This window comes from Burkholderia sp. AU45388 (assembly GCF_030481585.1).
GTDB classification, from domain to species: Bacteria; Pseudomonadota; Gammaproteobacteria; order Burkholderiales; family Burkholderiaceae; genus Burkholderia; species Burkholderia sola.
In genome coordinates this window covers 12,227-24,913 of the sequence record NZ_JAUJPV010000006.1, presented here as the reverse complement: position 1 = coordinate 24,913, position 12,687 = coordinate 12,227, and the positions used below count along the sequence as shown (strand labels likewise).

General features: G+C 67.9%; 10 protein-coding genes. 4 read left to right on the top strand and 6 right to left on the bottom strand.

Annotation, left to right across the window (positions count from 1 at the left end; genetic code table 11):
- Positions 1–47: 47 nt before the first annotated feature.
- Positions 48–332, top strand: coding sequence for a transcriptional regulator (locus QZM72_RS13365; protein WP_301738342.1), 285 nt, complete (start codon positions 48–50; stop codon positions 330–332).
- 96 nt (positions 333–428) lie between these two features.
- On the opposite strand, the gene mgtA is transcribed toward QZM72_RS13365, so the two are convergent.
- From mgtA to QZM72_RS13350, 3 genes are all read right to left on the bottom strand, one after another.
- The gene (mgtA, locus tag QZM72_RS13360; protein WP_301738341.1) at positions 429–3,194 is read right to left on the bottom strand and encodes a magnesium-translocating P-type ATPase; all 2,766 of its coding nucleotides are present in this window, start codon (positions 3,192–3,194) and stop codon (positions 429–431) included.
- A 47-nt stretch (positions 3,195–3,241) separates the two neighbouring features.
- Positions 3,242–3,400 carry a hypothetical protein gene (locus tag QZM72_RS13355; protein ID WP_301738340.1) on the bottom strand — a complete coding sequence of 53 codons (159 nt, stop codon included), beginning with the start codon at positions 3,398–3,400 and terminating at the stop codon, positions 3,242–3,244.
- Between the two features lie 506 nt (positions 3,401–3,906).
- The gene (locus QZM72_RS13350) at positions 3,907–5,568 is read right to left on the bottom strand and encodes a S8 family peptidase (RefSeq protein WP_301738339.1); all 1,662 of its coding nucleotides are present in this window, start codon (positions 5,566–5,568) and stop codon (positions 3,907–3,909) included.
- A gap of 415 nt (positions 5,569–5,983) precedes the next feature.
- On the opposite strand from QZM72_RS13350, the gene QZM72_RS13345 reads away from it, so the two are divergent.
- Positions 5,984–6,880: a glutamate/aspartate ABC transporter substrate-binding protein gene (locus tag QZM72_RS13345; RefSeq protein WP_089469970.1), complete on the top strand. Its 897-nt coding sequence runs from the start codon at positions 5,984–5,986 to the stop codon at positions 6,878–6,880.
- 75 nt (positions 6,881–6,955) lie between these two features.
- Here QZM72_RS13345 and QZM72_RS13340 read toward each other — a convergent pair whose 3' ends face one another.
- Positions 6,956–7,498, bottom strand: coding sequence for a hypothetical protein (locus tag QZM72_RS13340; RefSeq protein WP_301738338.1), 543 nt, complete (start codon positions 7,496–7,498; stop codon positions 6,956–6,958).
- A 295-nt stretch (positions 7,499–7,793) separates the two neighbouring features.
- Here QZM72_RS13340 and QZM72_RS13335 point away from each other — a divergent pair, with 295 nt between their 5' ends.
- Together QZM72_RS13335 and QZM72_RS13330 are read left to right on the top strand one after the other, a co-directional pair.
- Entirely contained in the window at positions 7,794–9,041 is a 1,248-nt protein-coding gene (locus QZM72_RS13335; RefSeq protein WP_301738337.1) for a multidrug effflux MFS transporter, read from the top strand.
- Between the two features lie 21 nt (positions 9,042–9,062).
- The gene (locus tag QZM72_RS13330) at positions 9,063–9,584 is read left to right on the top strand and encodes a GNAT family N-acetyltransferase (RefSeq protein ID WP_089469967.1); all 522 of its coding nucleotides are present in this window, start codon (positions 9,063–9,065) and stop codon (positions 9,582–9,584) included.
- 29 nt (positions 9,585–9,613) lie between these two features.
- Here QZM72_RS13330 and QZM72_RS13325 read toward each other — a convergent pair whose 3' ends face one another.
- Positions 9,614–10,303, bottom strand: coding sequence for a hypothetical protein (locus QZM72_RS13325; protein WP_301738336.1), 690 nt, complete (start codon positions 10,301–10,303; stop codon positions 9,614–9,616).
- A gap of 123 nt (positions 10,304–10,426) precedes the next feature.
- Positions 10,427–12,679 carry a penicillin-binding protein 1C gene (pbpC, locus tag QZM72_RS13320; protein ID WP_301738335.1) on the bottom strand — a complete coding sequence of 751 codons (2,253 nt, stop codon included), beginning with the start codon at positions 12,677–12,679 and terminating at the stop codon, positions 10,427–10,429.
- Between the last annotated feature and the right edge of the window lie 8 nt (positions 12,680–12,687).

Sequence of the window (12,687 nt, the reverse complement as noted above, 5' to 3'; positions counted from 1 at the left end):
TTGTCTTCATGCATGCCGGCCCGACGCCGGCCGACGAACCCGAACCGATGACTTCAGACTCCGACGAATCCCCGCTCGATCCCGCGCTCGTCGCCACGCTCGCGACGCTGAACGAAGCCGCGAGCGATCCGGCCGGCAAGGCGTGGTCGCTGCCGAAGATCGCGAAGCGCACGCAACTGCCGATGAGCACGCTGCGGCGCGTGCTGACGCAGTTGGACGCCGCGGGCCTGAGCGCGACGACGCTGAACGAGGACGGTACCGGCAGCGCCGCCCTGACCGACGAAGGGCGCGCGGTGTGCGCGCAACTGTTCGGCGCGAACGACGCGCAATGAATGAAAAAACGGGCCGCGGATGCGGCCCGTACATTACCGAGCGACGTTCGGCCCGCGCGGGGGCGCACGGGCCGGCACGTCGTCATCGGCGCACCATCAGAACCACTGCTTGTACCGGCGCACGTAGATCGTCTTGACGATCTGCGCGAGCACGATGTAGCCGACCATCGTCGCGGCGAGCCACAGCCAGTAGGTGCCCGGCAGGTGCATGAAGCCGATCGATTCCGCGAACGGCGAGAACGGCAGCCAGCAGCCGATCGCGATCGCGGTGAAGGTCGACAGCAGCACCGGCAACGACGCCGTGCTCTGCAGGAACGGGATCTTCTGCGTGCGCAGCAGGTGCACGACGAGCGTCTGCGACACGAGGCTCTCGATGAACCAGCCCGAATTCATCACGATCTGGCCGCTCGCGCCGCCGTTCAGGTGATAGAGCGCGCCCGCCCCGAACACGGTCCACATCAGGATGTACGTCGTGATGTCGAATACCGACGACGTCGGCCCGACCCACAGCATGAAGCGGCCGATGTTGCCGGCTTCCCACTTGCGCGGCTTCTTCAGGAACTCGCGGTCCATCTTGTCCCACGGCAGCAGCATCTGCGACGTGTCGTAGATCAGGTTCAGCACGAGCAACTGCGTCGCGAGCATCGGCTCCCACGGCAGGAATGCGCTGGCGACGAGCACCGAGAACACGTTGCCGAAGTTCGAGCTGGCCGTCATGTTCAGGTATTTCAGGATGTTGCCGAACGTCTCGCGACCCTTGATCACGCCTTCCTCGAGCACCATCAGGCTCTTCTCGAGCAGGATGATGTCGGCGGTTTCCTTCGCGATGTCGGCGCCGCTGTCGACCGAGATGCCGACGTCGGCGTCGCGCAGCGCGGGTGCGTCGTTGATGCCGTCGCCGAGGAAGCCCACCGTGTGGCCGTTCGCCTGCAGCGCCTTGACGATGCGCGCCTTCTGCAGCGGCGTGAGCTTCGCGAACACGGTCGTGCGTTCGACCACCCGCGCGAGGGTTGCATCGTCGAGCGCTTCGATCTCCGTGCCGAGCATCGGCTTACCGGGTTCGAGGCCGACCTGGCGGCATACCTTCATCGTGACGGTCGGATTGTCGCCCGTCAGCACCTTCACCGCGACGCCGTTCTCGCGCAGCGCGGCGAGCGCCGGTGCGGCCGATTCCTTCGGCGGATCGAGGAAGGTCAGGAAGCCGCGCACGACGAGGTCGCGCTCGTCGGCGGTGCGGTATTGCGCGCGTTCGTCGCCGCGCGGAATCGTTCGCGTCGCGAGCACGAGCACGCGGAAGCCGTCCTCGTTGTACGCGGTGGCCTGTTCGAGCAGCCGCTTGCGGGCCACGAAGTCGAGCGGGCGCACGCCGTCCTCATCCTGCACGTGCGTGGACACCGCCAGCATTTCCTCGACCGCGCCCTTGCAGATCAGCAGGTGCGTGCCGCGCGTATCCTCGACGACGACCGACAGGCGGCGCCGCACGAAGTCGAACGGCAGCTCGTCGATCTTCTTGTAGCCCTGCGGCTTCACGCGTTCGCCGATCTCGTCGGCGCGCGCGACGACCGCGATGTCGATCAGGTTCTTCTGGCCGCTCTGGTGGACGCTGTTCAGCCAGCCGAGCCGCAGGATGTCCTCGTTCTTGCGGCCGGACAGGTCGAGGTGATGTTCGAGGATGATCCTGTCCTGCGTGAGCGTGCCGGTCTTGTCGGTGCACAGCACGTCCATCGCGCCGAAGTTCTGCACCGAGTTCAGCCGCTTGACGACGACCTTGCGGCGCGCCATCGCGACCGCGCCGCGCGCGAGATTCGCGCTGACGATCATCGGCAGCATCTCGGGCGTGAGGCCCACGGCCACCGCGAGCGCGAACGTGAGGGCGCTCAACCAGTCGCCCTTGGTCAGGCCGTTGATCATGAACACGATCGGCACCATCACGAACATGAACTTGATCAGCAGCCAGCTCACGCTCGCGACGCCGCGGTCGAAGCTCGTCTCGATGCGCTTGTGGCTCACGACGTTGCGCGCGAGCGAGCCGAAGTACGTGTCTTCGCCGGTCGCGACGACGACGGCCGTCGCCGTGCCGCTGACGACGTTGGTACCCATGAAGCAGACGTTCTCGAGATCGAGCAGCGACGCCGGTGCGTCGTGGGCCGCGCCGGCCGCGCGCGTGCTCGCGGATTTGCCGGCCACCGCGCCGAGCGTGTCGTACTTCTCGACGGGCAGCGCCTCGCCGGTCAGCACGGCCTGGCTGATGAACAGGTCGCGCGACGCGAGCAGCCGCACGTCGGCGGGGATCATGTCGCCCGCGGAAAGATGCACGATGTCGCCGGTCACCACTTCGCGCATCGGCACCTCGCGGCGCGTCGGTTCCAACGAATCGGTCACCGCGCGCTGCACGGTCGCCGTCGTGCGCACCATCGCCTTGAGCTTCTCGGCCGCGCGCAGCGAACGGAATTCCTGCACGAAGCGCAGCAGCGCGCTGATCGTGACCATCGTCAGCAGGATCGTCATGCCGACGTAATCGCGATCGTCGGGCGCCGCGAAATAGACGTCGGTGCAGAAGCTGATGGCGGCCAGCACCAGCAGCACGTAGACGAACGGGTTGTGGAACGAGAGCAGCAACTGGCGGGTCCAGTGCGGCGGCTTGTCGTGCGCGATTTCGTTCGGGCCGTCATGCTGCAGGCGGTCGGCGGCCTGGTCGTAGGTGAGGCCGCGCGTGCTGGTGCGCAGCGACTTCAGCGTGTCGTCGAGCGGGCGGGCCGCTTCCTGCGCGACGCGCATGATGCGCGGGTCGGTCTGCTGGCCGGCGCCGGCCTTGATGAAGCCGCGTTGTTTCTTGTGAGAGGTGTTGTGTCGTGTCGTCATGAGTCGCTCCTAGCGCACGAGGCGGCGGGCGGGGAGCGGCCGCGACGTTATCGACGCGCGAGCGCTCCCCGCCGCGTCGCGTCGGGCGCGATCGGCTGTGGATCGGTAAAGGCGGGAACGCTCGCCGGCGCGCAGGATGCGGACGGCGTGTCGATGCGCAGCGTCGCACCGGCGAGCGGTAATCGACTACTGTCGTCCGAGTTCATCTGCACTCCTGTCGGTTGAGGATAGTCGGCACGGGCGATCGGCAACGGCGCGCAACGAGGCGCGCGGCCGGACGGCACGCGAACGGAGAGCGCACGCGGCCGGCGCCGCGCGCAACGCGAACGCACACGCGCGACGGTGCGTCGCGTGCATTCGACAACATCGAAAATTCGGCGGGAGATCTGGCCCGTGGTCAGGCCGGAAGGGCGCCGCATCCTGCTCCCCGGGATGCGGCAGAAGACGAGGCTCTGCGCGTTTTCCTCAGGCAGCAGTCAAGTTGGCCGGATACCAACTACAACTCGCATCGGTGTTCACAGAACACTCCATGTAACTAGACGGGGGCGATGGTAATGGCTCGCTGTGCGAAGCGTCAACCCTTTTGTCGGGCGTTATTTCGAGATGCTTGATCGGGCCGGTGCGCGTTCGCAAGCGCCCCCGACAACCCGCAATGAAACAGCCGCGCGCACACCTTGTCGGCATGCGCGCGGCCGCGTCGAACGAGGTGCGGTTACTGGTTCGCGGTCGCGACGGCGGCCCCTGCGTCGAGGATGCCCGAGCCCGCCGGCAGCGCGGTGCACGACGTGCCGGCCGCGAGCTTCGCCGCGCGCGTGCCGCCTTGCAGCTTCTGCAGGATCTGCGCGGGCGTGAGGTTGCCGTTCACCGACAGCATCAGCGCGGCGACCCCCGTCACCTGCGGCGCCGCGAGGCTGGTGCCGTTCGCGGGGCCGTAGGTGTCCGAGCCCGGCGTCGTCGTGCCGGTGTTCGACGTCGACAGGATGTTGACGCCCGGTGCGCTCAGCGCGACGTCGGCGCCGAAGTTGCTGAACGACGCGCGTCGGCCCGTCGCGTCGGTCGCGCCGACGGTGATCACGCCGCGGCAGTTCGCGGGCTGGTCGAGCCCGGTCGACAGGCCGTCGTTGCCGGCCGCGACGACCACGGTCACGCCCTTCGCGGTCACGTCGTCGATCGCCTGCTGGAACGTCGTGCTGCATGCGCCGACGCCGCCGAGGCTCAGGTTGATGATCTTCGCCGGCCGCGGGTTCGTCGGTACGCCGTTGACGGGAATGCCGGCTGCCCAGCGCATGCCGTCCGCGATGTCGCTCGTCACGCCGCCGCACTTGCCGAGTACGCGCACGGGCAGGATCTGGCCGAGCCACGATACGCCGGCGACGCCCGTGCCGTTGTTGGCGGTCGCGCCGATCACGCCCATCACGCGCGTACCGTGCCAACTGCTGTTGCTGGGCTGGCTTGCGCAGTGATAGTACGGGCCGTTGACGTTGTCGAGTTCCTGCTGCGTGACCCAGTCGCCCGGATCGGTGGCGTCCGGGCCGCGCGTCAAGCCGTTGTTGCTGGTGTTGACGTTGCTGATGAAGCTGTAGCCGGACAGCAGGTTGCCGACGAGGTCGCCGTGCGGCCGGTAGCCGGTATCCAGCACGGCGGTGACGACGGTCGGCGATCCCTTGGTCACGTTCCACGCCGGCGGCATGTCGATGCCGGCGGCCGGGTCGGACAGGTTCCACTGCTGGTTGTAGAGCGGGTCGCTCGGCGTGTCGCGGATCTGCATCGGGTGATCCGGTTCCGCGTAGTCGACATCGCTGTCGGCCGCGAACGCCTGCGCGAGCGCGGCGGCATCGGTGGCGGCCATGCGCTGACCGAGCGACAGCACGGCCGCGCCGCTCGAGATCGTTCGCTCGACCTGCACGTTCACCGGCGTTTGCGCGACCGTGCTCGCGTACGCGCGCGCGTTGCCGGTCGCGGGCGCCGTCCAGCGCGTCATCGCGCGCTGGATCACCGCATCGAGTCGCGAGCCGTTGTCGATGGTCGCCATCGCGCGCGTGGCCGTCAGCGTTTTCAGCTTGACGATGAGGTGATCGACCGGCGGCTCGGCCGGTGCGGTCTGCGCGGCCATCTGCACGGCGGCCTGCTGCGACGTGCATGCATTGCCGCCGGACGATGTGGGCGGGGTGGTGGGGGCGGGCGCGGGAGTGGGTGCCGGTGCGGGCGTCGGTGTCGGTGCGGGTGAAGCGTTGGACGAAGACGGGTTGCTGCCGTCGCCGCCGCCTCCGCCGCAACCGGCGAGGGGCAGGAGGGCGGCGGCGGACAGCATGCCAGCGAGCATGCGCGCATGGGCCGAACGGGCCAGCGCGAAATTGAAGCGTTTGGCTTTCATGTCGAAAGTCGATCCTCGTAGATAACCGTCGTGCCGGTGGTGGTGCATGGTTCGGCGCAAACCGGACCTTGTTTTTGTCGGCGCCCGCCGGCTGCTGCGACGCGCCATGCATTGGGTAACGGCTAATGAGGCGGCTTCTTGAATATGTTGTGTGTGAAAAATGGGTGGGACGCAAACGATTGCGATGCTGTCTTGCAGCATGAACGCGCGTTTGGAACGGGTGATATGTTCATGGAGTGCAAGAATGCGGGCGGTCGATCCGGCGAAACGTGCGGCGCAGGCGCTTTTGCGCGACGCGGAAACGATTGCTCCCGATGAAGGCGCGCGACGGAAAGCTTGACGGTTTCCCCGATGCGGCGCGAATTTTTTCGGGCGTACGATCGCGATTCGATCAACGTTTCGTCAGGAGAAAAGCATGGATCGCCGCTTTCGTTGGCTGGCCGTTGCGCTCACCTGCGCGCTGGCGGGCGCCGCCCACGCGCAGGCCCTTACCGGTACGCTGAAGAAGATCAAGGACACGGGCGTCGTGTCGCTGGGCATTCGCGAGTCGTCGGTGCCGTTCTCGTATTCGGACAACCAGCAGAAGAACATCGGCTATTCGCGGGACATCGCGTCGCGCATCATCGACCAGTTGAAGACGGATCTGAACCTGCCGAACCTCGCGGTGAAGGAGATCCCGATCACGTCGCAGAACCGGATTCCGCTGCTGCAGAACGGGACGATCGACTTCGAATGCGGCTCGACGACGAATACGCTCGAACGGCAAAAGCAGGCCGCGTTCTCGAACAGTATCTTTTTGTATGGCATCCGCTTCAGCACGCGCAAGGATTCGGGCGTGAAGGACTTCGCGGACCTGGCCGGCAAGACGGTCGCGACGACGGCCGGCACGTCGGACGAGCGCCTGTTGCGCAAGCTCAACGAAGAGAAGGCGATGAACATGACGATCATCAGCGCGAAGGATCATGCCGAAGCGTTCATGAACGTCACGACCGGGCGCGCGGTCGCGTTCGTGATGGACGAGCCGCTGCTGTACGGCGAGATCGCGAAGGACCGCAACCCCGCTGCGTATACGGTCGCGGGCACGCCGCTCGTTCACGAGAACTACGCGTGCATGATGCGCAGGGACGATCCGGCGTTCAAGCGTGTCGTCGACGGCGTGATCGCGAAGATGCAAACGTCGGGCGCGGCCGAGAAGCTGTACGACCGGTGGTTCATGCAGCCGATTCCGCCGAAGGGCGTGAGCCTCAACTATCCGCTGTCGGCTGAGATGAAGCAGTTGTTCAAGAATCCGACGGATCAGGCGCAGTACTGATTCGGCCGTCGCAATGAAAAACCGCCGGCGCGTGCCGGCGGTTCGAGCGCAGGGCGCCGAGCGGCGCGAAGCGCGTCAGGCCTTGATTTCCGGGCCGCGTGCGGTGGGTGCGGCCGGTGCGGCCGGCCTTGCGGGGGCCACCGACGGCATCGGCGGCTGGGCCGGGACGATGACGAGCACCGGTTGGGGCGCGGCCCACGCCGGTATCGCGAACCCGACGGGCTGCGGCATCGGCATTGCGAACGCGTTGGCGAGCGCGATGTGCTGCAGCGCCATCATCTGCTGCTGCATCGCGACCATCTGCGCCTGCGCCGCCTGCATCCGGTACTGCGCGGCCTGTATTTGCCGCAACGCCGCCGCGGGCGGCACGCCGCCCGACGACGACGTCTGCATCTCGAAGCTCGCGCCGCCTTGCGGGCTACTCCAGCTCCACGTGCTGACCTTCATCGGGCCGACGGCCGTCTGGACGACGCGCGTTTCGGCTTTCACGGGCACGGCTTGCCCGTCGACGTTGACGAACATCGGGTGGGCGGCCGCCGCCGCGCCGGCCTGCCCGGCCAGCGCGAACACGGGCACCAGCGCCAGCGCACCCGCCGCCATATACGAACGGAATCGCATCTTCGTATCTCCATCAAACGAGACTGATCGAATCAACAATGACGTACGGCTCACGAAGTGAGCCATCCGGGACAATGCGACCGTCGGCTTAAATCAACATTAAAATTGCCGCCGGCCGGCCCGATCAGCAGATTTCAGGACGTGCCGCCATCGGCATTCAACCTCGCCCGTGCCAGGGGAATCCTGTCGCCCGGTGCAACAACGGGCACAATACGGAATTCGCCACGATCGCACGCATGTTCGGCATTCGAACATTGATGGTGCGGCCTGCTGCCCGACCTCCTTCCCAGTCTTCATGAACGCCACGCCCACGCCCGCGCGCGAGTCCAATTCGCCGCGCTTCCTGCTGTTCCTGATCTGCCTGTTCGCATCCGCCGGCCAGCTCGCGATCGATATCTATGTGCCCGCGCTGCCCGACATGGCCCGCTCGTTCGCGACCACGCCGCAGGCGATCCAGTCGAGCGTGTCCGGCTACATGGCGGCCTACGCGCTCGGCCAGCTGATCTTCGGTCCGATCGCCGACGCCTACGGACGCAAGCGCGTGCTCGCGTTCGGGCTCGTGATCTACACGATCGGCTGCCTGCTGTCGCTCGGCGCGCCGAACCTGGAAACGTTCGTGCTCGCGCGCTGCCTGCAGGGCTTCGGGATCGCGACCACCAACCTGCTGGCGAAGGCGATCATCACCGATTCGTTCTCCGGCCAGGCGTTGATGCACGCGTTCACGTACATGTCGATCGCGTGGGGGCTGGCGCCGATCATCGCGCCGGTGATCGGCGCGCACCTGCAGGAGTGGTTCGGCTGGCGCGCGTGCCTCGTGTTCCTGCTGGTCTACTCGCTGGCGATGTGGGCGCTGCTGTGGCGCTACCGCGAAACCTTGCCGAAGCCCGTGCATCTCGAGCCGCGCACGCTGATGGCGAACGCGGGCAAGGTGCTGGCGAGCCCGGTGTTCCAGAGCTGTTTCCTCGCCCAGGGGCTGTGCTACAGCATCCTGCTGGTGTTCAACATCGTCGGCCCGTTCATGGTGCAGACCACGCTGTACAAGCCGCCGACCTTCTTCGGTTATCTCGCGCTCGGCATCGGCCTCATGTATTTCCTCGGCGGCCTGTCGAACCGGATTCACGGCCGCGGGCTGCCGAGCGCCGAGCAACGGCTGCGTATCGGCGCGCGCGTGATGGCGGGCGCGTCGATCGCGATGCTGGTGCTGGCGCTGACCGTCGGCCTGCGCGTGTGGACGCTTGCGACGCCGGTGCTCGTGATGGGCTTCTGCGCGGGTGCGATGTATCCGACGCTGATGGCCAAGGGCAATTCGCTGTTTCCGCATATCGCCGGCCTGACGAGCGCGATTCTCGGCTGTGCGCTGCTGCTCGTGTCGTCCGCGATGATGGGGCTGGCAGGGTTCGTGTCGATTCACGTGCTGACGCCGCTCGCGGTGTTCTTCGTCGCGTTGTCGTTCATCGTCGTGTGGATGGTGACGAAGCTGCTGCGGTATCTGTCGCAGCAGCAGGCGGCGACGGTGGTGTGCGGAAGCGGGGAGGCGGCGTAAGCGCCGGCTCGCGATCGACTCATGAACCGGATCCTGCTGAATCGCGTTGCCCGGTCCGACGCCGCCGATCTGATCGCCGCGAACCGCGCGAGCCGGAGCCATCATCTGCCGTGGGTCGATTCGTTCATCGACCAGGCCGGGTTCGATCAATGGTTCGCCCGCTGCCTGACGGGGCCGAACGTCGGGTTTGTCGCGCGCGAGCGGGCGTCAGGCGCGGTGGTCGGCGTGGTGAACCTCAACGAGATCGTCGGCGGCGTGTTCCAGAGTGCTTATCTTGCGTACTACGGAATGGCGGATTTCAGCCGCAAGGGGTTGATGACGAATGCGCTGCGCGCGGCGATCGACGTCGCGTTCGGCGAACTCGGGCTGCACCGGCTCGAAGCGAATATCCAGCCCGGCAACCATGCGTCGATCGCGCTGGTTCGACGGCTCGGGTTCAGGCAAGAGGGATTTTCGCCGCGCTATCTGCGCATCGGCGGCGAATGGCGCGACCACGAGCGTTGGGCGTTGCTGGCCGACGACGCGCACGAAGCCGACGCCTGACGGTCGATTCTCGTCCCGCCTCGCGGCGCTTACAGCGGATGGGCGGCCCCGGCCTGCTGCAACAGCGACACGGCCGCCGGATCCGGCAGTCCGTTCGGGGCGATCGCTCCGGCCTTGGCCAGCGCGACGAGATCGCTGTCGACGCCCGGCTGCCCGACCACGAACGACGTGGTCAGGAACGCCGGCGCGGCGAGCGTGACCGCATAGCGCTGTTGCAGGTTCGTCACCACGGCCGATTGCGCGGCCTGCACGGTGTCCAGGCTGTTCATCGCCCGCTGGTAGCGCAGGGTGCCCTGGAAATTACCGATCAGCCCGGCCGTGTTCGTTCCGAGTTGCGCCGCGAGATAGACGAGCATCAGCTCGGTCTCGGGCGTCGTGTTGAAGGTGCCGCCCGCGTAGGCGAGCGAATGCAGGCTCGCGCCGCCCGACGCCACGGTGATCACGCATGGCAGCGCCGCGTCGAGCGTCACATGGTAGTTGCCGCCTCCGTCCGTCAGCGTCGTTGCCGAGCCCGCCGCGCAATTGACCGTGACTTGCGCGCTCGCGAGCGCGTCGCCCGTCGCGGCCGTACCCGACAGCGAGACGGTTTGCGTGTTGTCGTTGAAGCACGCGTCGACGCCGAAGCAGGCATCGCCGTTGCAGGCCTGGAGGGCGGCGAGCGTTGCAGCGCACAACGCGCCTAGCGCGGGGCGGGTGAAGCGCGTAAGGCGAATGGTCATGGTCGCGGGCAATCCGAGAGAATGAGGCAACCGGTGCGGGTGGGGGAATGCGGCGCTGTTGTCATTCTATGTCGTGATCCGGGGAAAGCGAATACGGCCGGCCAATAAGGCCGGCTCGCCGGTTCAAGGCTTGCGCGTGGCCGGTTTCGCGAACGCGCCGCGCACCTCGAAGCCGATCGCATCCGCGACGTTGCCGCGCGCGTCGACGAGTTCGAGCCGGTGCCGGCCCGGCCACGGCAGCCACGCGACGCGATCGGCGTGGCCGATCACCTTGTCGTCGAGCCGCCACGCGAACTTCGTTGCCCGCCCGGCCGAGCGTTCGAACCAGATCCGCTGGTTCTTCGGCGGAATGTCCGGGTCGATCGCGAAGATCGTGCCGTCGGTCGGCGCGCCGATCGTCAGCGGCGCGCGCGCCGCGTCCTTGCCCGGCGTGACCGGCGCCGCGAGCCGGATCGTGTCGACCGCCGTGCCCGCGATGAACCACTCGTTGCGGGCCGGCTCGATATCGCGCTCGAACGCGATGCGGCGCGTCTCGACGCCGGCCGGCGCGCGCGGCGCACGGCTTGGCAGCTCGCGGTGCAGGTAGCCGACGACGGCCGACCACACGGGCGACGCGCCCGTGACGCCCGACACGTCCCACATCGGCGAGCCGTCCGCATTGCCGACCCACACGCCGACCGTATAGCGCGACGTGAAACCGATCGTCCAGTTGTCGCGCATGTCCTTGCTCGTGCCGGTCTTGACCGCGGAGAAGAAGCGCGTCGCGAGCGGGTTGTCGAAGCCGAAGGTGCGCACGCGCGCGTTGTTGTCGGACAGGATGTCGGTCACGATGAAGCTGGCCGCTTCACTGAACACGCGCGTGCCGGCCTCCGGACGCGCGGATGCCGATGCGCCGGATGCGCCGGAGGCCGGCGTCGATGCAGCGGCGGGCAGGTCGACGACCTTGCGTGCGACGCCGCCGTTCGCGAGCGCGCGGTATGCGTTGGTCAGCGACAGCAGCGTGACGTCCGCGCTGCCGAGCGCGAGACTGAAGCCGTAGTAATCGCCTTCCTGCGCGAGCGGCAGGCCGAGCGCGGTCAGCGTGCGCGCGAAGCGGTGCGGCGTGACGAGCACGAGCGTGCGCACGGCCGGCACGTTCAGCGAGCCGCCGAGCGCGCTGCGCACGCTCACCCAGCCCTTGAAATCCTTGTCGTAGTTCTGCGGAATATAGAGGCCGCCGCCGGCCGCGAGGTTGATCGGCGCATCGTCGAGCAGCGACGCGGCGGTCAGCCGTTTCTCGTCCAGCGCCTGCGCATAGAGGAACGGCTTGAGCGTCGAGCCGGCCTGGCGCGGCGCGAGCACGGCATCGACGTCGCGCGCGCTCGACAGCGCCCCCGACGAGCCGACCCACGCGCGGATCTCGCCGGTCGCGTTGTCGATCACGACGACCGCGCCGTCCTGCACGTTGCGTCGGTGCGCGGGCGCATTGAGCTCGGTCAGCGCGCGCATCAGCGTGTCCTGCGCGAAGCGCTGCAGCGGGGCATCGAGCGTCGTGCGGACTTGCGCGCCGGCCGCCGGCTTGACCTCGGCCGCGATGCGCCGCGCGAAATGCGGGGCGAGGGCGGCGCCGTCGTCGCGTACGGCGTTGGCCGGGCGCGCGGCGACGAGTTGCACGTAGCCGTCGAGCGATGCGCACGCCTGCGCGGCCTGCATGTCGCGCAGGATCCGGCACGCGCGTTCGGCGATCTTCGCCGGGGCCGCGTTGGGCGCACGCACGAGTGCGGCGGCGATGGCGGCCTCGCGTGCGTCGAGCCCCGACGGCGCCTTGCCGAACAGCACCTGCGACAGCGAGCCGAGCCCGATCGTCTCGCCGCGGAACGGCACCAGGTTCAGGTACGCCTCGAGGATCTGGTCCTTGCGCCAGCTGCGTTCGAGCCACAGCGCGTTCACGGCCTGCGTGGCTTTCTGGGGCAGCGAGCGCTGGCCCGAACGGCGCGGCGAATCGCTGAGCAGGCCCGCGAGCTGCATCGTGACGGTCGACGCGCCGCGTGTGCGCTCGTTCCACAGGTTGCCCCATGCCGCGCCGGCGATCCCGCGCCAGTCGACGCCGCTGTGTTCGTAGAAGCGCTTGTCCTCGGACACGACGATCGCCTCGCGGAACGCGGGCGATACGTCGGCGAGCGACACCCAGTCGCCGCGCCGTTCGGTGAGGTCCACACGCGTGCGCTGCAGCGGCGTGCCGTCGCGCGCGAGCAGCACCCAGTCGGAGCTGCGCCAGTTGCGGCGCACGTCGTCGTAGCCGGGCAGCGCATGCGCGACGAGCGGCGCGGCCAGCACCACGGCGACGAATACGCGGCCGGCGAAACGCGCCGGCCGCGGCAAAGCCAGATCGATCATCGCGGTCT

Bases quoted from the DNA above. Each gene is read 5' to 3' on its own strand.
- pbpC (WP_301738335.1), bottom strand. From the start codon at position 12,679: ATGATCGATCTGGCTTTGCCGCGGCCGGCGCGTTTCGCCGGCCGCGTA.
- QZM72_RS13365 (WP_301738342.1), top strand. From the start codon at position 48: ATGACTTCAGACTCCGACGAATCCCCGCTCGATCCCGCGCTCGTCGCC.
- QZM72_RS13340 (WP_301738338.1), bottom strand. From the start codon at position 7,498: ATGCGATTCCGTTCGTATATGGCGGCGGGTGCGCTGGCGCTGGTGCCC.
- QZM72_RS13350 (WP_301738339.1), bottom strand. From the start codon at position 5,568: ATGAAAGCCAAACGCTTCAATTTCGCGCTGGCCCGTTCGGCCCATGCG.
- mgtA (WP_301738341.1), bottom strand. From the start codon at position 3,194: ATGACGACACGACACAACACCTCTCACAAGAAACAACGCGGCTTCATC.
- QZM72_RS13345 (WP_089469970.1), top strand. From the start codon at position 5,984: ATGGATCGCCGCTTTCGTTGGCTGGCCGTTGCGCTCACCTGCGCGCTG.
- QZM72_RS13330 (WP_089469967.1), top strand. From the start codon at position 9,063: ATGAACCGGATCCTGCTGAATCGCGTTGCCCGGTCCGACGCCGCCGAT.
- QZM72_RS13325 (WP_301738336.1), bottom strand. From the start codon at position 10,303: ATGACCATTCGCCTTACGCGCTTCACCCGCCCCGCGCTAGGCGCGTTG.
- QZM72_RS13335 (WP_301738337.1), top strand. From the start codon at position 7,794: ATGAACGCCACGCCCACGCCCGCGCGCGAGTCCAATTCGCCGCGCTTC.
- QZM72_RS13355 (WP_301738340.1), bottom strand. From the start codon at position 3,400: ATGAACTCGGACGACAGTAGTCGATTACCGCTCGCCGGTGCGACGCTG.